General features: G+C 61.7%; 17 protein-coding genes. 1 reads left to right on the top strand and 16 read right to left on the bottom strand.

Features of this window, described 5'->3' with window-relative positions:
- Window positions 1-78: 78 nt before the first annotated feature.
- Both BTJ49_RS13420 and BTJ49_RS13415 read right to left on the bottom strand, forming a co-directional pair.
- A complete protein-coding gene (locus BTJ49_RS13420; protein ID WP_113065920.1) occupies window positions 79-537 on the bottom strand; it encodes a TspO/MBR family protein in 459 nt (152 codons plus the stop codon).
- Between the two features lie 38 nt (window positions 538-575).
- Window positions 576-1,094 carry a gluconokinase gene (locus BTJ49_RS13415; protein ID WP_168184749.1) on the bottom strand — a complete coding sequence of 173 codons (519 nt, stop codon included), beginning with the start codon at window positions 1,092-1,094 and terminating at the stop codon, window positions 576-578.
- Between the two features lie 202 nt (window positions 1,095-1,296).
- On the opposite strand from BTJ49_RS13415, the gene BTJ49_RS13410 reads away from it, so the two are divergent.
- Window positions 1,297-2,277 carry an aldo/keto reductase gene (locus BTJ49_RS13410; RefSeq protein ID WP_113065919.1) on the top strand — a complete coding sequence of 327 codons (981 nt, stop codon included), beginning with the start codon at window positions 1,297-1,299 and terminating at the stop codon, window positions 2,275-2,277.
- A gap of 115 nt (window positions 2,278-2,392) precedes the next feature.
- On the opposite strand, the gene BTJ49_RS13405 is transcribed toward BTJ49_RS13410, so the two are convergent.
- The 14 genes from BTJ49_RS13405 to BTJ49_RS13330 form a co-directional block, all read right to left on the bottom strand.
- A complete protein-coding gene (locus tag BTJ49_RS13405) occupies window positions 2,393-2,752 on the bottom strand; it encodes a VOC family protein (protein WP_113065918.1) in 360 nt (119 codons plus the stop codon).
- Window positions 2,753-2,824: 72 nt separating this feature from the next.
- Complete coding sequence (locus BTJ49_RS13400) at window positions 2,825-3,226, bottom strand: ASCH domain-containing protein (protein ID WP_205300777.1); 402 nt, start codon at window positions 3,224-3,226, stop codon at window positions 2,825-2,827.
- A gap of 473 nt (window positions 3,227-3,699) precedes the next feature.
- Entirely contained in the window at window positions 3,700-4,824 is a 1,125-nt protein-coding gene (locus BTJ49_RS13395) for a hypothetical protein (RefSeq protein WP_146742345.1), read from the bottom strand.
- A 712-nt stretch (window positions 4,825-5,536) separates the two neighbouring features.
- Complete coding sequence (locus BTJ49_RS15565; RefSeq protein ID WP_146742344.1) at window positions 5,537-6,394, bottom strand: HNH endonuclease; 858 nt, start codon at window positions 6,392-6,394, stop codon at window positions 5,537-5,539.
- 700 nt (window positions 6,395-7,094) lie between these two features.
- Entirely contained in the window at window positions 7,095-8,366 is a 1,272-nt protein-coding gene (locus BTJ49_RS13375) for a glutamate-5-semialdehyde dehydrogenase (RefSeq protein WP_113065913.1), read from the bottom strand.
- On the bottom strand, window positions 8,363-9,538 hold the full coding sequence (proB, locus tag BTJ49_RS13370) for a glutamate 5-kinase (RefSeq protein WP_113065912.1): 1,176 nt from the start codon (window positions 9,536-9,538) through the stop codon (window positions 8,363-8,365). Before proB ends, BTJ49_RS13375 begins: the two co-directional genes overlap by 4 nt.
- Before the next feature lie 19 nt (window positions 9,539-9,557).
- Window positions 9,558-10,871, bottom strand: a complete 1,314-nt coding sequence (locus BTJ49_RS13365) for an argininosuccinate lyase (RefSeq protein WP_113065911.1) — start codon at window positions 10,869-10,871, stop codon at window positions 9,558-9,560.
- A 48-nt stretch (window positions 10,872-10,919) separates the two neighbouring features.
- On the bottom strand, window positions 10,920-11,864 hold the full coding sequence (argC, locus tag BTJ49_RS13360) for an N-acetyl-gamma-glutamyl-phosphate reductase (RefSeq protein WP_113065910.1): 945 nt from the start codon (window positions 11,862-11,864) through the stop codon (window positions 10,920-10,922).
- The gene (locus BTJ49_RS13355; protein ID WP_113065909.1) at window positions 11,861-12,457 is read right to left on the bottom strand and encodes a GNAT family protein; all 597 of its coding nucleotides are present in this window, start codon (window positions 12,455-12,457) and stop codon (window positions 11,861-11,863) included. Before BTJ49_RS13355 ends, argC begins: the two co-directional genes overlap by 4 nt.
- Entirely contained in the window at window positions 12,454-13,779 is a 1,326-nt protein-coding gene (locus BTJ49_RS13350; protein ID WP_113065908.1) for an acetylglutamate kinase, read from the bottom strand. Before BTJ49_RS13350 ends, BTJ49_RS13355 begins: the two co-directional genes overlap by 4 nt.
- Window positions 13,780-13,786: 7 nt before the next feature.
- Window positions 13,787-14,887, bottom strand: a complete 1,101-nt coding sequence (locus tag BTJ49_RS13345; protein WP_113065907.1) for an acetylornithine deacetylase — start codon at window positions 14,885-14,887, stop codon at window positions 13,787-13,789.
- Window positions 14,884-16,086 carry an argininosuccinate synthase gene (locus BTJ49_RS13340; protein WP_206098424.1) on the bottom strand — a complete coding sequence of 401 codons (1,203 nt, stop codon included), beginning with the start codon at window positions 16,084-16,086 and terminating at the stop codon, window positions 14,884-14,886. The genes BTJ49_RS13345 and BTJ49_RS13340 overlap by 4 nt, the downstream gene beginning before the upstream one ends.
- Before the next feature lie 22 nt (window positions 16,087-16,108).
- Entirely contained in the window at window positions 16,109-16,588 is a 480-nt protein-coding gene (locus BTJ49_RS13335; protein WP_113065905.1) for an OsmC family protein, read from the bottom strand.
- On the bottom strand, window positions 16,585-17,217 hold the full coding sequence (locus BTJ49_RS13330) for an FMN-binding negative transcriptional regulator (protein ID WP_113065904.1): 633 nt from the start codon (window positions 17,215-17,217) through the stop codon (window positions 16,585-16,587). Before BTJ49_RS13330 ends, BTJ49_RS13335 begins: the two co-directional genes overlap by 4 nt.

Raw genomic sequence — 17,217 nt, 5'->3', positions numbered from 1 at the left:
GCGCACAGCGCGTCGAACATCCGGCAAGCCTTTCGCCCGCACGGATGGATGCTTCCGCTGCCGCCGGAACCGTCGTTCTCAACCGGGAAGATTCAACCGCCACAGCGCGACGTTCAGTGCGAAGGCGAAAGCAACCCAGGCCAGATAGGGCACCATCAGCCAGCCCGCCACGCGGTCCCGCCGGAAGAAGGCCACCGTGGTCGCCAGGATCACCAGCCACAGCACCGCGATCTCCACCGCGCCCGCCGCCAGCAGGTGCCGACCGAAGACCACGTACGACCACAGCGCATTGAGCGCCAGCTGCACCAGCCACAGCACCTGCGCGCCGTCGAAGCCACGCCGCAGCCAGGCGCGCCACGCGGCGATGGCCATGCTCAGATACAGCAGCGTCCAGGCAATCGGAAACGCCAGATTCGGCGGTGTGAACGCCGGCTTCTGCAGGTGCGCGTACCAGTCGCCGGGCTGGAAGAACGACCCGGAGGCCGCCGTCAGCGTCACCAGCAGGAGAAATACGATCAGAGCCGCCCATGCGCGCATCGCGGGACCACCTCGCGCGGAATGATGAAGGAAGATCGTCAATCTACGGCAGACTCGGACACGACACCAACCACCGTGCGCACCAGCGCCTCCGCATCACGCTCGATGTCCAGGCGCACCACACGCTCGGGCGGAGACATCGGCACTTCCAGCGTCGCCAGCTGGCTGTCCAGCAAATCGGCGGACATGAAGTGGCCGCGACGATCCGCGAGTCGCTGCGCCAGCCGCGCCCGCGTGCCGTGCAGATAGGCGAACAGCACATCGTCCCGACCGTCCACGATGCGGTCGCGATACATGCGCCGCAGCGCCGAGCACGACATCACCCCGGGCTGCCCTTCCGCGCGCCATGCCCGGAGGGTCTCCGCGACGGCGTCCAGCCACGGTTGGCGGTCGGCATCGTCCAACGCCTCGCCCCGGCGCATCTTCGCCACATTGGCCGTCGGGTGCAGATCGTCGCCTTCGACGAACGGCCAGCCCAGCGCCGTCGCCACGCGCCGGGCCACGGTCGACTTGCCGCTCCCCGAAACGCCCATGAACACGATGTAGCGCACGCGCATCCTTCGATCATCCCATTGCCGCGAAACCACCATCCTTCCAGATCGTCGGGCGGTTCCACAAACTGACCGTGCTCCACCATCCCACCCGCATGCCCGGCGCATGCGAGCGCCGGTTGCAAAAACATATTCGCGCAACCATAAAGCAGGAGGCCGTCCTCGCTCACGGCCGCACGCGCCCTGCCCCACGCATCAAGGAGTCCCCATGAAAACCCGTGAACTCGGCCGCTCTGGATTGCAGGTCTCGGCCCTCGGCTTGGGCTGCATGGGCCTGACCCACGCCTACGGCCAGCCCGTGGAAACCCGGGTCGGCGTCGACCTGCTGCGCGCCGCCGTCGATCGCGGCGTGACCTTCTTCGACACCGCCGAGGTCTACGGCCCCTACACCAACGAAGAACTGGTCGGTCAGGCGCTGGCGCCCGTGCGCGACCAGGTGACGATCGCCACCAAGTTCGGTTTCGTGATCGGCGGCGAAGGTGGCCTGAACAGCCGACCCGAGCACATCCGCGCCGTGGCCGATGCGTCGCTGCAACGACTGAAGACCGACCATATCGACCTCTTCTATCAGCACCGCGTCGATCCGAATGTGCCCATCGAAGACGTCGCCGGCACCGTGCGCGAGTTGATCGCCGAGGGCAAGGTCAAACACTTCGGCCTGTCCGAAGCCGGCGCGGACATCATCCGCCGCGCCCATGCCGTGCAGCCGGTCGCCGCCGTGCAGAGCGAATATTCCCTGTGGTGGCGCGAACCCGAACGCGACATCCTGCCGACACTGGAAGAGCTGGGCATCGGCTTCGTCCCCTTCAGCCCGCTGGGCCGCGGCTTCCTCACCGGCGCCATCGATGCGCACACCGAGTTTGCGAAGAACGACTTCCGCCAGAACCTGCCGCGCTTCAGCGAAGACGCCCGCAAGGCCAACCAGGGCCTGATCGACGCCCTGACCGCCATCGCCGACGCCCAGCGCGCCACACCCGCGCAGATCGCCCTCGCCTGGCTGCTGGCACAGAAACCGTGGATCGTGCCCATCCCCGGCACCACCAAGCTGCATCGCCTGGAGGAAAACCTCGCCGCCGCCGACATCGAACTCACGGATGCTGACCTCGACCGCATCCAACAGTCCCTCGACCGCATCACCGTGCACGGCGCGCGCTATCCCGAACATCTGCAGAATCAGATCAATCGCTGACCCGAGCCGAAGGCCAAGATCGCCGCTTGAAAGGGCATCTGGGACCGTTATTTAGCATGAACGAGTGACGGTTAAATCAGGCGGAGCACGCCAGCATGTCTACGTGGCCGCATGGTCAGGCCTCGGACTCCGACCATACAGCCAACTCATTTCCGCCTGGCTCGATGAAATGGAACCTGCGTCCACCCGGGAAAGAAAAGATTGGCTTGATCACTTTGCCACCAGCAGCCTCGACCTTGCGGAGCGTGCCTTCAAGGTCATCACTGTAGAGAACGATGAGAGCGCTTCCGATTTCAGTGCGGGCTGCCAAATCGGACCGGAAGAAGCCGCCATCCAATCCCTGATCGGAGAATGCAGCGTAATCGGGACCATAATCCTCAAATGCCCAACCGAATGTCTGCCCAAAGAAGCGCTTCGTCTCTTCGAGATCTCGGGACGGATACTCAACGTAGTTGATCTTCTCATGTTGCAACATGGCCTTCTCCTGAGACCCAACGCTGGAGTTAAGCGGCCCCGAAGGCGTCCGCCTTGAAGGTTGTTCGGCCCATTACGGAATTTCCCGCGCAATGATTTCAACCAATTCGAAATGCAGTGTCACGAACTCGAAGCGGTCATGCAGGTGCAAATGCGGTAGGCACCGAATGTGGCACTCCCGGAACTCGTCCGCGCTGGAAAACGTTTCGCCGCGCCAGACTTCCTCCGGAATGTTGCCGAACTCTATCGTATAGACTTTGGTTGCCTTGATGATGCAGCGAAGCCTCTGCTTCAAGTCATAGACTTCAATGATGTCGCCTGGCTCATAGCTGCCATCGCCATATTCTCCATATGGCGTGTAGTAGTCAGCAACTGTGTCGGCCGTGACGGTTTTGCGGCCGTCCATGACGCTGCGAGGAAGGCTGTCATCGTTCTCGTCTGCGCCCCAGAAGGTCAGCCTTTTTCTCCTATTCATTCCTTCTCCGATAAAAAGATCACCTGGAGCCTAACGCCCGAGGTAGCCGCAGCGATCCCGAGTAGCGGGTGAGCATCCAAGAAATTGTCCCTGGCACTGTTTTTAGTACGGGTAGCTATGCACGAGTAGGAAAACTCCATGGCGCGAGCTCGCAGCCGCGGCCTGTAAGGTTGCTGCGTGCGTGAACAATGACAGACTCTAACTGCCTTGGGCTTGTAGCCTGAGATCGTGTCAGATCTTCCATGCATAGCAGTGGTTCGTCATTGGCATCGAAGATACGGAATCTAATTTTACTTTTGTAATCCCATGGTTCCGCGACGCAGCGCAGTGGCATAAAACCTGCGCTAATGATCTCCGCTGCTTCCTCGACCGTTAGCTTGTTAGTCAATTTCGATCTCCATATACGGTCTAACGACAAAGCTCAAGCGACGACCAAAAGGCCACCGCCTTTTGGTCGTCGCTTGAGCGCATAGTTAGCCGCCACTGTTTGCACGCAACCACTCCGAATTAAATCTGTTAAAGATGTCTTGTAGCAGCATATTTTTGAATTCGCCAGACACCAACATCTTTGCAAGGTTCAGGCGCGCCACTACCGGAAGATCACCTCCCTCGAAGTAAAGCCCACCTCCACTTTCCCAAACCTGAATGGCGCTGGTTGAGTCGAATAGAGACCGTGGGAGCTCGTGGTCAGCGTTTGGATTGTGGAAAACAAACAAGCCATCGAATAGGTCCTCCGGGGTTTCTGGGGACACTTCTTGGATTTTATAATGCGGTGGCTCGTAGTCGTACCTGACCAGAAGCACGTAATTCGTCGGATGCCCTATTGCAGGATCAGATATAGCTAACGAAGCGAGCTTGCCGAGGGTCACCGTGCATGAGAATAGAATGGCGGATACGCACTTCATATCCTCTGACTGAAAAATCCCAAGCGGAATCCCAGCAGTTGTTCCTGGTTTTATAATTTCCGCTTCCTTCACATACGTATCCGATCTAGGATCGTACAGTTTCCCATATAGCAACGCCACCATGGGATAGTGATATTCCTTTCCATAGCGGACCTGCGAATATGATGACACACCGATAACAAACGGAACTTCGTTCTTTACCCAATCAAGTTTTGAGTACTGCGCTACGTACTTTTTTTGTTTGCTTAGGATGGAGTTGGAGTACCTCGTTATGGCTTCTGCTATAATCTCTTGGTAATCAGTGTCTTCCCACGGTGGCTCAATCATGCTGTACAGATCATCGAAGCCGCGGTCAGCCTCTGGCCTGCCGCCCTGCTTAATTTCAGAGACAACAGCTTCGACATTTAATTCTGTCTGGCCTTTAGCAATAAAATCTGGGCGGTTTTTACTCCAGTCAATATTTAGTCCAATCGATTTTAGTATTTGAAACAGGTATAACTCCCACAGGGTCGAGTGAAACGTGGTCTGAAACTCGCGCCTCATCTTGTTATCACGATCCTGAAACCCTTTCGACCACGAACTAATTACCCGTTTTTCAGATGCAAGAAGAACATTGTCTCTAAGCAATAAATACTTCTGATGGAGAAGTGCGTCGTCTAGAGCATCTACGGTTTGAAATAGATCGATATCCACGCCTTTCTCCAAAACGACTGCCGGTCTTGATTGTGGCGGCTAACGCTCGCCTTCAAGAACGGTTCCAGGTGCACTTTCGAAGCCTTTGTTACTCCGATTCAAACGGGCATATGTGTACCTGGAACCGTTTTGCTTTACAGGATCCTGCTGCTCCGGGAGCCGCTTGTTGTCACAACTTGAGCGCTTGCCACGAGACATTGCGACGCCAAGTGCGACTCCGATAGCAATGCCCGGCCCCATGCCCAACGCCAAGTTGCCGAAAGCAAGACCTAATCCTGCGCCGATCGCAACACCAAACGCTATGCCGACCCCTAAGTATTGCTGCCTACTATGCCTTTTATTGCTAGACATCATTTGCCCCAGAAACGCTACTATGAGTTCTAACGCCGCGTTCACCGACTCATCCGGTGCAACGCTTTGTTAGAATTCAATTCCCATTCGCCTTGCAACAGAACGAAGAAGAATCACCCCGGCAGGAGTGATTTCACCTCTTCGATTAACTACTCGAGCGTCACGGAGTCGGTCAAGGTTTTCTTCAGAAAATCTAGACATAAAATCACGAGAATGCTTTTGAATTATTCTTGCAGGCGCGTTTCATCGTAGAAGGTGGCGCATCTTAAGAACGGCTCCAGGTGCACTTTCGAAGCCTTCGCCACTCCAATTCAAACGGGCGTATGTGCAAGCGGAACCCTTTTTGAACCGTTTTTCATTGTTAGCTCCTATTAGGCAGATGCTCATAAGCTTTTTTCGCCAAGTTGCGGTAAGACATTCTTTGCATTTTACCACCTTCAATAATAACAGCATGGCCGAGGTCATTTTCATCTGTGAATGGGAAGCCCTCCGTATTCGCTGGGACGTTCAGTGTTGCTACAAATTGCCCAAGAACACCCACGGTAATCCCGATATTTACTGGCCCTGGTACAAAATATACACAGGAACCGTTAATGACCTGGCAAAAAAACTTTTCCACAGCCAGTTGACTGATATCCTTTTCTTCTGGAGTAGTGAATTCATCAATAACCTTTAACCCAAATCCCTCGAAATTTTTTCTTTCGGAATTGAGATTAAAGTTCATTAGATCTCGAATCTCTGAATGCTTGACGTTTGCGCGAAACCACTCGCCAAACACAAAGTAGCCACCAGCCATAGCTGTTTTGGCAGCAAACCTCAAGCGCCCATACCTAGAAATATTGAACTTGCTATTGAATTCCTTACCGTAAATCTCATCCTCACTCAGTGTTCGCCTTCGAACAGGATCAAAGACTTTGAGACCCTCTTCACCTGCAAACTCAACTTGGACAGGCCTGGCACCAGAATGCATACTGGAATTTTTGCTCAGTATTTTGGGTTTCTTTTTGCTATGACCTCTTGCATCAAAGCTTCTACGCCTGAAAAGAACCAACAAATCGTTAGCAAGCTCGCCATCAATATCTGAACCGGCCTCAGAGTTAAATTTATTATCTACCGGCAGAATGAAGCTATTCGAGCCTCCTAGCGACAATGGAATAATATGCTCCTTGTTAGTAGAAGAAGACTCAATATCTTTGTTTGTGTATGGACAATAGATCATGTCTGATATTAAGAGCTAACGCTTGAATTAAACGGCGCCGGTACGGCGCCCGCTTGGATGAACAGTTAGATATACGACTGATATGTAGCAGCCGTTTGCTGCGCCGCTGTGCTTCTAAAGAATGAATTCCATAGCGCGCGCCCCCTGCTCGAAACGGCTTGCGAAAAATCGTGAAATAGGTCGGTGTGGGCCAGCTCTCGAGCTTGAAGACCCATGCGTTTCCATTCTGCCATGACAGCGAGCAAAAACTGCTTTTCGTTAGCAGAAACCTTCACAAGCAAATCTCTCGACTTCACGTATACGTAAAACTTCGTGAATAGAGGATAGCTGATACCGAGCGGCCCTTTACACCACAGCAAAATGAACGATTCGTCCTCGAACATTCGTTGCCCTTTGATTGTTGCCGCTGGTGCCATAGGGTGCTCGCATCTAACTACATGTAGACCCCACATCCGGGGCATAACACCGGATACTCAGGGAGTCCGAACGGACAGTCAAGGAAAAGTGCCCACACATTCAAGGCGTTGCCGACATCAGACATTCTTTGCTCGCTGAACGGCGAGTGGATACATGACAGATCCGGGAGCGTAAGTGAGTTATCGGTCGGAAGTGGCTTCGTAAAAGGCAAAGTGTCAGACATAAAAAAACGCCTGCGCTCCGGGCGCAGGCGTTTGATCGATGGCTGCGGTTTTGCCCTGCCCTACGCCGCCGCCTTGCTCTCGGCGTGGCGGACTTCGCCGTGTCCACGCAGGACGAACCGCTCGATGGTCAGTGCCTCGGCGCCCATCGGGCCGTAGGCGTGCAGACGGGTGGTGGAGATGCCGATTTCGGCGCCCAGGCCCAGCTCGCCGCCGTCGGAGAAGCGCGACGAGGCGTTGATCATCACCACCGCGGCGCGCAGTGCGTGGACGAAGCGGTTGGCGACGGATTCGTCCTCGGCTGCGATGACCTCGGTGTGGTCGGATCCGTACTGGCGGATGTGGGCGATGGCGGCGTCGACGTCGTCGACCACGCGCACGGCGATCTTCAGCGCCAGGAATTCGGTGGCGTAGTCTTCGTCGGTGGCTTCGGCCAGATCGGGGACGATCTTGCGCGAGGCTTCGTCGGCGACGATCTCCACGCCGTGCTTGCGCAGCGCTTCGACGGCGCGCGGCAGGAAGGCGTCGGCCACGTCCTTGCTGACCAGCAGGTTTTCCAGCGAATTGCAGGCGGCCGGTCGTGTGGTCTTGCCGTCGACGAGGATATCGAGCGCCTTGCCCAGGTCGGCGCTGGCGTCGACGTAGAGGTGGCACACGCCCTTGTAGTGCTTGATGACCGGCACGCGTGCATTCTCGTTGACGAAGCGGATCAGGCCCTCGCCGCCACGCGGGATGAGCAGATCGAGGATGTCGTTGAGCTGCATCATCTCCATCATCGCTTCGCGGCTGAGGTCCTCCATCAGCGTCACGGCGTGCTCATCCAGACCGGCGTCGCGCAACGCCTTGCGCAGGCAGGCGGCGATGGCGGTATTGGAACGCACCGCTTCCTTGCCGCCGCGCAGGATGACGCCGTTACCGGCCTTCAGGCACAGCGCCGCGGCGTCGGCGGTGACGTTGGGACGCGCCTCGTAGATCATGCCGATAATGCCGAGCGGCACGCGCACGCGCTGGATCTCGAAGCCCTTGTCGGACGTGTGGCTTTCGGTGACCTCGCCGACCGGATCCGGCAGGCTGGCGACGAAGCGCAGCGCGTCGGCGACGCCGGCCAGACGCTTCTCGTCCAGCGCCAGACGGTCGAGCATGGCTTCGCCGATGCCCTTCTCGCGTGCGGCCTTCATGTCCTCAGCGTTGGCGGCCAGGACGGTCTCGGCCTGCGCCTCCAGCTCGTCGGCCATGGCGCGCAGCAGCGCGTTCTTGTCGTTCTCGGAAAGTTCGGCCACCTGCACGGCGGCCTGCTTGCACTTCAGCGCGAGTTCGCGCACGGAATCAGTCATGAAAATTCAACTCCTGTCGTCATGGCATCCAGGGGATCGGTCGTCGCCAGGTCGTCGCGGTGCACGATGGAATCGCCGTAGCTGTAGCCGAGGCGCTCCTCGATGTCGCGGGTGTGACAACCGTGGATCATGTTGATTTCCGCGGCACCGTACTGGGTGATGCCGCGGGCGATGCATTGCGAATTGTCGTCGTTGATGATCTCGACCATGTCGCCGCGCTGGAATTCGCCGCCGGCTTCCAGCACGCCCTTGGGCAGCAGCGAAGCGCCCTCTTCGATCAGGGCGCGCGCGGCGCCGGCGTCGACGCGGATGTAGCCGGGAACAGATGGCGTGTGACGCAACCAGTACTTGCGCGCTTGCAGGCGCGACGAGGTGCTGCGAAGACGCGTTCCGCACAACAGGTCCTGGGACAACAGGCGCGATACTTCGCTATCGCGGCCGTTGAACAGGATGGTCTCGATGCCCGCCGCGGACGCCTTCTGCGCTGCTTCCAGCTTGGTGCGCATGCCGCCGGTGCCGACACTGCTGCCGGCGCCCGACGCCATGTGCATGATCTCGGAAGTGATCTCGTCGACCTCGTTGATCGGTTCGGCGTCCGGATCGGTGCGCGGGTTGCCGGTGTAGAGGCCGTCGATGTCGGTGGCGATCAGTAGCAGATCGGCATCGACCAGCGCCGCGACGATGGCGGCGAGGTTGTCGTTGTCGCCGAGCGTCAGTTCGTCGACGGCAACGGTGTCGTTCTCGTTGACCACCGGCAGCACGCCGTGGCTGAGCAGTTCCTGCAGCGTGGCGCGCGCGTTGAGGTAGCGACGCCGGTTGCGCATGTCGTCATGCGTCAGCAGCACCTGCGCCAGCGGTCGGTCGAACAGGCGTTGCCACAGGGCGATGGTCTGGGTCTGCCCCAGCGCGGCCATGGCCTGCCTGGCGGCACTGCTGGTGTCTTCGTCGGAATGGCCTTCCAGAAGCATGCGGCCCGCAGCCACCGCGCCCGACGAGACCAGCACGATCTCGCGACCGGCGGCATGACAGGCAGAGATGAATTGCGCCAGGCCCAGCACGTACTGCGTGCTCAGGCCGCCGTCGTTGCCGGCCAGCAGACTGCTGCCGACTTTCAACACGGCTCGATTCCAGGGAGGGACGGGTTGTTGCTTGAATTTCCTCGGTGTGGTCATGCGCCTTCTGTGATTGCAATCAATTCGATTCGCGATGCATATCCTTTAGACCATTGAGGCGTTGCTGCAATATTTCAAGGCCCGGTGCCGCATCGCCGCCGGGCGACACGCGCGCGGCGAGGCTCGATTCCGGCGTGCGGCCGCTGCCGGTATCGCTGCCCGCTTCCGCCGCTGCGCGATACGCGGTGCGGAATGGCACGCCTGCGGCCGCCTGTTCGATGGCGACATCGGTGGCGTACATCGACGGCTCGATCGCCGCGCGCATGGCCGCCTCGTTCCACTGCAGGCGTGCAAGCAGATCCGGCATCAGATCGAGCGCGCGCAGACCGTGCGTGAAACCGTGCCACAGCGACCCCTTGCTCAACTGCAGGTCGCGCTGATAGCCGCTGGGTAGCGACAGCAGCTGTTCGATCTCCACGCGCGCGGCGGCGACCGGCGCATAGCTGGCGCGCAGCATTTCGATCACGTCCGGATTGCGCTTGTTGGGCATGATCGAGCTGCCGGTGGTGTATTCGTCGGGCAGGCGCACGAAGCCGAACTCGGCGGTGGTGAACAGGGACAGGTCCCACGCCATGCGGCGCAGATCCAGCAGCGTCGACGCCAGCGCATCGAGCGCGCCCAGCTCGAACTTGCCGCGCGACAGCTGCGCGTAGATCGGACTGACCTGCATGCGCGCAAAACCGAGTTCCTCGGTGGTGAATGCGCGATCCAGCGGCAGGTTCACGCCGTAGCCGGCCGCGGTGCCCAGCGGATTGGCGTCGAGCCAGTCACGCGTGGCGCGAGCGCGCACGGCATTGTCGAGAAAGCCCTCGGCGAAGCCCGCGAACCACATCGTGGTCGAGGACACCACCGCGCGCTGCAGATGTGTGTAGCCGGGCAGCGGCAGCGACTCGGCACCGGCGCGCTGCAGGCAGACCTCCGCGATGGCGACACAGAGATCTCCCAGCGCGGCCAGCTGTTCCTTCAGCCACAGACGCGTCGCGACCAGCACCTGGTCGTTGCGGCTGCGGCCGGTATGCACCTTGCGGCCGACGTCGCCGAGACGTTCGACCAGACGCGCCTCGATGGCCGAATGGCCGTCCTCGTGGGTGTCATCGAGAATGAAGTCGCCGTCGCGGAAATCCTCCGCCAGCGCGTCGAGCTCGCGCGTGATCGAGGCGACCTCGTCCGCGCCGAGCACGCCGATGCGGCCCAGGCCCGCCACATGCGCCTTGCTGGCAGTAATGTCGTGCAGCAGGAACTCGCGATCCAGCAGCACGTCGTCGCCGGCCAGGAATCGCATGATGCGCGCATCGACGCGCACGCCCTCTTTCTGCCAAAGCAGGTCGCTCATCGCCGCAGCCCTTTTCTGTCGTGGTTCATGTACATGGTTCGTCGCGCGTTACAGCGGGATGCCCTTGAGCTCGCGCATGCTCAACGCATCGTTGAGGTTCTGCATGGCCTGGGTCGCCGCGCCCTTGAGCAGGTTGTCCAGACAGGCCACCACCACGGCGCGCTTGCCGCCGGGCGCGACACGGACGCCGCCGATCTCCGCGTAGTGCTTGCCGGCGATGCGGCTGACCCAGGGCGCCTCGTCGACCACGTGGACCAGCGGCTCGTCGCCATAGCGGGTGCGATAGCGGCGCATCAGTTCGTCTTCGCTGCGCGCGCGATCGAGGTACAGATTGCAGGTCACCGTCAGACCGCGGAAATGCGGCGCCACGTGCGGCATGAACTCGACCGGGATGCCGAGCTGGAAGCTGCATTCGCGCTCGTGCATGTGATCGACCAGGCCGTACGGCATCAGGTTGTCGCGCAGCTGTTCCGGATCGTTGCGCGGCGAAGGCGTGGTGCCCGCGCCGGAATAGCCCGAAACGCCGAAGCACACCGGCGGTCCGGTCAGCAGATCCTTCAACGGCGCGACTGCCAGCTGGATCGCGGTCGCATAGCAACCGGGATTGCTGATGCGCCGCTGTCCCCGGTAGCGCTCGCGGGTCAGTTCGGGCAAGCCGTAGTACCAGCTGCGATCGAAACGATGGTCCGCGGACAGGTCGATGATGATCGTCTCCGGCGCCGCGGCATCCAGCGCATCGACGAAGTTCACGCTGGCGCCGTTGGGTAGCGCCAGAATCACCACGTCGCAGCCCTTCGTCGCCACCGCCGCCGGATCGAGGTTCTCGTAGACGAGGTCGCCCTGGTAATCGGGCTGGTGATCGGCGACGCGCTGACCATCCAGCTCGCGCGAGGACACAAAGTCCAGGCGCAGGTGCGGATGTCCGGCGATCAGACGAATCAGTTCGGCGCCGGTATGACCGCGCGCACCGACGAGACCGACGCTTCGGCTCATGCTGCTTGCTCCAGAATGTGATCGAGATGACGACGCACGGCCGACCACTCCGAGGCGAGAATGGAATACACCACGGTGTCGCGATAGCTGCCGTCGGGCATGCGTCGGTGGTTGCGAAGGATGCCATCCTGCAACGCGCCCAGTCTCTCGATGGCTGCACGGGAACGACGATTGAACCGATGCGTGCGCAGCTCCACGGCAGCGCACTGCAGCGTCTCGAAAGCGTGCCCGAGAAGCAGCCGCTTGCTGGCCGTGTTGACCGCGCTGCGCTGCGCGCCGGCGGCGTACCAGGTCCAGCCGATCTCCACGCGCCGGTTCGCCGCATCGGCGTGTCCCAGACGCGTGCAGCCGACGATGCGTTCGTCGCGGCGGCGGCGCACGACGAACGGCTGCGCGTGACCCGCCTCGGCATCGGCCAGCGCATCGTCGATGTACGCGGCCATGTCGTCCGGTTTCGGCACCGACGTGAACCACAGGTTCCACAGCGCGCCGTCGGACGCCGCCTCGATCAGTGCGTCGTGATGCGTGCGCGCCAGCGGTTCGAGGCGCACCTCTGCATGTTCCAGCGTGAGCGGTTGCAGCCAGTCGCTCATGTCTCGTCCTCCAGTGTGGCCGGCCTTTGTGCGCAATGCGCGACGCAACGCGCAATAGCGTCGAAATCGTCCAGGCCGTACCAGAACACTTTCCAGTGTTCCTGCTTGAGGCAGCCGTCGGACTCGGCGTAATAGAAGGGATTGACGAGGTTGCCATGGCGCGAACGCCAGAACAGGATCGGATTGGCCTCGCGCATTACCTGCCACACCGCGCGTCCGATGCCCTCGCCCTGTGCGTCGTCGAGCACGGCGAACTTGTCGAGGTAGGCGAAGCCTTCCTCTTCGGTGAGGATCATGGCCGCGCGGTAGTTCTCACTGATGTAGACGCGATACGGCCGGGTGCGCTCGAAGTAGTCCGCGGCCAGACGGCGGCGGAAGCTCGACTCGATCAGCGCGCGCAAGCGCGAGGTGTCGACGCCTTCCCAGCTGTTCTCGAACGTGAGCACACGTTCGCCGCGGCGGATCAGCGTGCCCGATCCCTTGTGCGTGAACAGCTCCTTGGCCAGCTGGCCCGGTCGTGTGATCGACACCGACGAGGTCAGCGGCAAGTCGTCCAGAAGATGCTTGATCTGGTCGATCTTCAGGCGCATGCCCGAATGCAGCCAGGGCTGCGCCATCAGATGCTCGTATTCGGTGCGCAGGTTGATCGAGTCGATGATCTGGCCATGTTCATCGAGCAGGCCGCCGGTACCGGTCAGGAACACGATCTTGTAGGGCTGCAATGCGCGCACCAGCTCGTTGGCGGCGAAGTCGGCGTTAACGTTGAGGATCTGTCCTTCCGCCGTCTCGCCCAGCGAGGCGATGACCGGGATCGAACCAATGCGCAAGCTGGCCTCGATCGGCGCCAGGTTCACCGCGTCGACACCGCCGACCAGTCCGAGGCGATCACGGTCCAGAAAACGCGCCTCGAACACGCCGGACAGAATCGACGTCGCGCGCACGTCCATTTCCTGCAGGGCCTCGACCAGGCGCAGGTTCTGCGCCTGAAAAACGCGGCGCACGACCTCCAGCGCCTTGGGCGAAGTCACGCGCAGGCCGTCGACGGTCTGCTTCTCGATGCCGGCGGCCTTCATCTCCGCGTCCAGCTGCGGCCCTGCGCCGTGCAGCACGATCGGCGTCAGGCCGACCTGCTGCAGAAACGAAAGCGAGGAGATCAGTGCGTCCAGTTCGTCGCGCAGCACCGCTCCGCCGACCTTGACCACGGCGAAGCGCTTGGCATCGAGCTGCGAGAAACGCTTGAGGTACTGCTGGATTTCCTTGGCGCTGCCCATCGACGACAACAGCCGCACGATGGTTTGCCGGGTATTCTTGTGCGTGTCCATGACGGGATTACGCATGCCCTTCGTGAATGATGCGTTGCAGGTGATCGGCGTAGGACGCGAGCTGGTCCAACGCGACCCATTCGTCGGCGGTGTGCGCCTGGGCGATGTCGCCCGGACCGAACACCATCGTGGTGTAGCCGGCGGCGGAGAACAGCGAGGCCTCGGTCCAGAAATCGACGGCATTGCCAATCGGAAGCCCCAGTTCGTCGGCCAGATCGCGCGCGGCCAGCCGGCGCGACTCGGCAGCGGCGATGTCGCCGGCCGGCAGTGACGGACCGCGGAAGGTTTCCTCGAATTCGGCCGGATGCGGATCGGCCAGATCGTGGAAGCTCTTCAGCAGCGCATCCGGGTCCATCGACGGCAGCGGCCGGAAACCGAACTTGAGGTCGGCCTCGGGCGCGATGACGTTGGCCTTGATGCCGCCCTCGATGCGACCGAGATTGAAGCGCAGGCCGGTCATGCCGCCGAAGCGGTGATGCGCCTGCGCCTCGACGTAGTCCAGCGCGCGACTGCCCCAGCGCACGGTCTGATGCAGCGCGCTGTCGGACGCCTGCTGCTCGCCCGAGGCGTGCCCGGCGCGACCCGCGAAGCGCATGCGCACCGAGTTGATGCCGCGGTGCGCGAGCACCGCTTCGCAGCGGGTCGGCTCGGCCACGATCACGGCTTCGTAGTCGTGCTTGCCGCGCACGAAGTTCGGCACGCATCGCGCATCGTTGGCCTCCTCGTCGGTGGAGAACAGGAACGCGCAGTCGCCCGCGCCCGCCTGCGCCACGGCCAGCATCGCCGCCGCCGCGCCCTTGATGTCGCACGCACCCAGCGCGGTCGCGCGGTCGTCGCCGATGCGCAGCTCGAACGGACTGGCCGTCCAGTGCGGCGAATCCGGCACCGTGTCCAGATGCACGTTGAACAGCAGCCGCGGGTTCCCGCGTACGGCCAGCAGGCTGACCGCGCCCGCACCGTGGTCGGTGAGCGTGCAGTCGAAATCCGGCAACTGCGCCTGCAGGTAGTCGAAGATGCCGCCGGTATCGATGGTGCGCGGCGGGTTGCGCGTATCGAAGCCGACCAGCGCCTTGAGATGTTCGAGCGTGACGTCCAGTAGCATGCTCATGCCTTGGCGTCCCGGTTCACTTCGGCCCACAGCGACGAGCTCATGCCGAACAGTTTGATGAAACCCTCGGCCTCTTCCACGCCCCAGTCGGCCGACTGCGCATAGGTCGCGCCTTTGGCGTTGAGGATGTGCGGCGACTCGACGCCGACGGCATCGACCCTCGCGCCTTCGGTGCGCAGCGTGACCGTGCCGTTGACGCAGCGCTGGCTGGACGCCAGAAAGGCTTCCAGATCGGCCTTCAGCGGATCGTGGAAGAAGCCTTCGTAGACCAGTTCGACCCACTGCTTGGCCGCCAGCGGCTTGAAGCGGTTCTGCGCCTTCGACAGCACTGCTTCCTCCAGCGCGCGATGCGCGGCCAGCAGCGCGATCAGACCCGGTGCCTCGTACACGATGCGGCCCTTCAGACCGATGGTGGTATCGCCGGTGTACAGGCCGCGACCCACGCCGTAGGCGGCGAACTGCTGATTCAGCCGCGCCAGGATCTGATGCCCGGGAAGCGACTCGCCATCGACCGCCACCGCTTCGCCGTGGCGGAAAGTCAGCTTCACTTCCAGCGCCTCGGACGGCCATTCGGCGCGCGGCTTGCACCAGCCGCGGGCGCCCTCGCCCGGCGCCTGCCAGGCATCGATCTTGCCGCCGGACAGGGTCACGCCGAGCAGGTTCTCGTTGATGGTGTAGCGCTGCTGCTTGGCGCGCACGCCGAAGCCGCGCTCTTCCAGGTAGGCCTGTTCGTAGGCGCGGGTCTGGGTGTGCTCTTTCTGGATTTCGCGGATCGGCGCGACGATGTCGAAATCGCCCAGCGCCTTCACGGTCAGATCGAAGCGCACCTGGTCGTTGCCCATGCCGGTGCAGCCGTGGGCGATGGCCTTCGTGCCCAGTTCGGCCGCGCGCTTGAGCGCCGCTTCGACGATCAGATAGCGGTCGGAGACCAGCAGCGGATACTGGCCCTGATAGCCCTCGCCGGCCCACACGAACGGCTTGACGAAGCCGTCCCAGATCGCCGGACCGCCGTCGACGGTGACGTGACTGGCGACGCCGAGTTCCGCGGCGCGCTGTTCGATGAAGGCGCGCTCCTCGGCGTCGACGCCGCCGGTATCGGCGAACACGGTATGCACGGCGTAACCGCGCTCCTGCAGATACGGCACGCAGAAGCTGGTATCGAGGCCGCCGGAAAAAGCGAGGACGATGTCTTGGCTCATGAGGGAAATTCCTGGGGACGGTTCAAGAGGAAGCGGCGTCGATGCGCGGTTCGCAGCGCACGGGGAAGTTGACGGAATTGGCGATGAAGCAGGCGTGGTGCGCGTCTTCATGCAGCGCCTGGGCACGTTCGGCGTCGCTGCCGGCGGCGATGGTCACCTGCGGATGCAGCACCACTTCGACGAAGCGGCCGCCGTTGCCTTCGGTGCGCATCACGCCCTCGGCGCGATCGGCGTAGGCGACGACCACGACACCGGCCGTGGCGGCCATGTGCAGATAGGACAGCATGTGGCAGCTGGACAGCGCCGCCACCAGCAGGTCCTCCGGGTTGTGCCGCGAGCGGTCGCCGCGAAAAGTCCGATCCGCCGATGCGGCCAGCTCCGGCTTGCCGTCGATGCGCAGCACATGGTCGCGTCCATAGGCGCGGTAATCGCGCGTGCCTTCGCCACGATTGCCGGTCCAGGCCAGTTCGACGGCGTAGCGATGCGTGTGCAGGTCGCTCATTCGGACGTCTCCTTGCCATAGCGCAGCATCAGGGTAGCCAGAGCCTCATCGCGCTCGCCCGCACGCTTTCGCAGCCCCTGAATGACACCGACACGGTTGCGCACGGGGTGGTTCTGGCTGAGCTTGAACTTGCCTTCGACACGCTCGACTTCGATATCGAGCCCGGCGATGCCCTTGAGCTGGGTCTTGACGTAGTCGGCCGGCGCATCGTCCACGCTCCATGGCGTATCCATGCCCAGCTCGTGACGATCGGTCAGATCGGTCAGCAGGCGCATCAGCCAGCCGCTGTCGTGCGTGACGCGCAGACGGCCATGGACCTGCACGGTGGCGTAGTTCCAGGTTGGCACCACGCGGCCTTCGTCTTCGTCCTTGCTCGGGTACCAGCCGGGACTGACATAGGCATCCGGCCCGTGAAAAATCACCAGCACCCGCTCACCGTCGGCCTTCGCCAGCGGATTGCCGCGCGCGACGTGCCCGCGCAGGCGGCCGTTGGCGCCCGGCAGCAGCGGTACGGGATTGGCCTGCGGACCATTGGCGTCACTGTGCACTACGGTTGCGAACGGGTAGCCCAGCATCACGTCGGCCAGTGCCTCGGCGCGCAGTTCCTTGAAATGTTTCGGTTGATACAT

The organism is Oleiagrimonas sp. MCCC 1A03011 (genome assembly GCF_003267965.1).
Taxonomy (GTDB): domain Bacteria; phylum Pseudomonadota; class Gammaproteobacteria; order Xanthomonadales; family Rhodanobacteraceae; genus Oleiagrimonas; species Oleiagrimonas citrea.
The sequence above is the reverse complement of the archived record's forward strand: the minus strand, read 5'-3'. Positions and strand labels throughout refer to the sequence as shown.

Excerpts from the sequence above, each read along its gene's own strand:
- BTJ49_RS13365 (WP_113065911.1), bottom strand. The coding sequence starts at position 10,871 with ATGAGCGACCTGCTTTGGCAGAAAGAGGGCGTGCGCGTCGATGCGCGC.
- BTJ49_RS13345 (WP_113065907.1), bottom strand. The coding sequence starts at position 14,887 with ATGAGCATGCTACTGGACGTCACGCTCGAACATCTCAAGGCGCTGGTC.
- proB (WP_113065912.1), bottom strand. The coding sequence starts at position 9,538 with ATGACCACACCGAGGAAATTCAAGCAACAACCCGTCCCTCCCTGGAAT.
- BTJ49_RS13350 (WP_113065908.1), bottom strand. The coding sequence starts at position 13,779 with ATGGACACGCACAAGAATACCCGGCAAACCATCGTGCGGCTGTTGTCG.
- BTJ49_RS15565 (WP_146742344.1), bottom strand. The coding sequence starts at position 6,394 with ATGATCTATTGTCCATACACAAACAAAGATATTGAGTCTTCTTCTACT.
- BTJ49_RS13410 (WP_113065919.1), top strand. The coding sequence starts at position 1,297 with ATGAAAACCCGTGAACTCGGCCGCTCTGGATTGCAGGTCTCGGCCCTC.
- BTJ49_RS13400 (WP_205300777.1), bottom strand. The coding sequence starts at position 3,226 with ATGAATAGGAGAAAAAGGCTGACCTTCTGGGGCGCAGACGAGAACGAT.
- BTJ49_RS13405 (WP_113065918.1), bottom strand. The coding sequence starts at position 2,752 with ATGTTGCAACATGAGAAGATCAACTACGTTGAGTATCCGTCCCGAGAT.
- BTJ49_RS13335 (WP_113065905.1), bottom strand. The coding sequence starts at position 16,588 with ATGAGCGACCTGCACACGCATCGCTACGCCGTCGAACTGGCCTGGACC.
- BTJ49_RS13420 (WP_113065920.1), bottom strand. The coding sequence starts at position 537 with ATGCGCGCATGGGCGGCTCTGATCGTATTTCTCCTGCTGGTGACGCTG.
- BTJ49_RS13330 (WP_113065904.1), bottom strand. The coding sequence starts at position 17,217 with ATGTATCAACCGAAACATTTCAAGGAACTGCGCGCCGAGGCACTGGCC.
- BTJ49_RS13415 (WP_168184749.1), bottom strand. The coding sequence starts at position 1,094 with ATGCGCGTGCGCTACATCGTGTTCATGGGCGTTTCGGGGAGCGGCAAG.
- argC (WP_113065910.1), bottom strand. The coding sequence starts at position 11,864 with ATGAGCCGAAGCGTCGGTCTCGTCGGTGCGCGCGGTCATACCGGCGCC.
- BTJ49_RS13340 (WP_206098424.1), bottom strand. The coding sequence starts at position 16,086 with ATGAGCCAAGACATCGTCCTCGCTTTTTCCGGCGGCCTCGATACCAGC.
- BTJ49_RS13375 (WP_113065913.1), bottom strand. The coding sequence starts at position 8,366 with ATGACTGATTCCGTGCGCGAACTCGCGCTGAAGTGCAAGCAGGCCGCC.
- BTJ49_RS13355 (WP_113065909.1), bottom strand. The coding sequence starts at position 12,457 with ATGAGCGACTGGCTGCAACCGCTCACGCTGGAACATGCAGAGGTGCGC.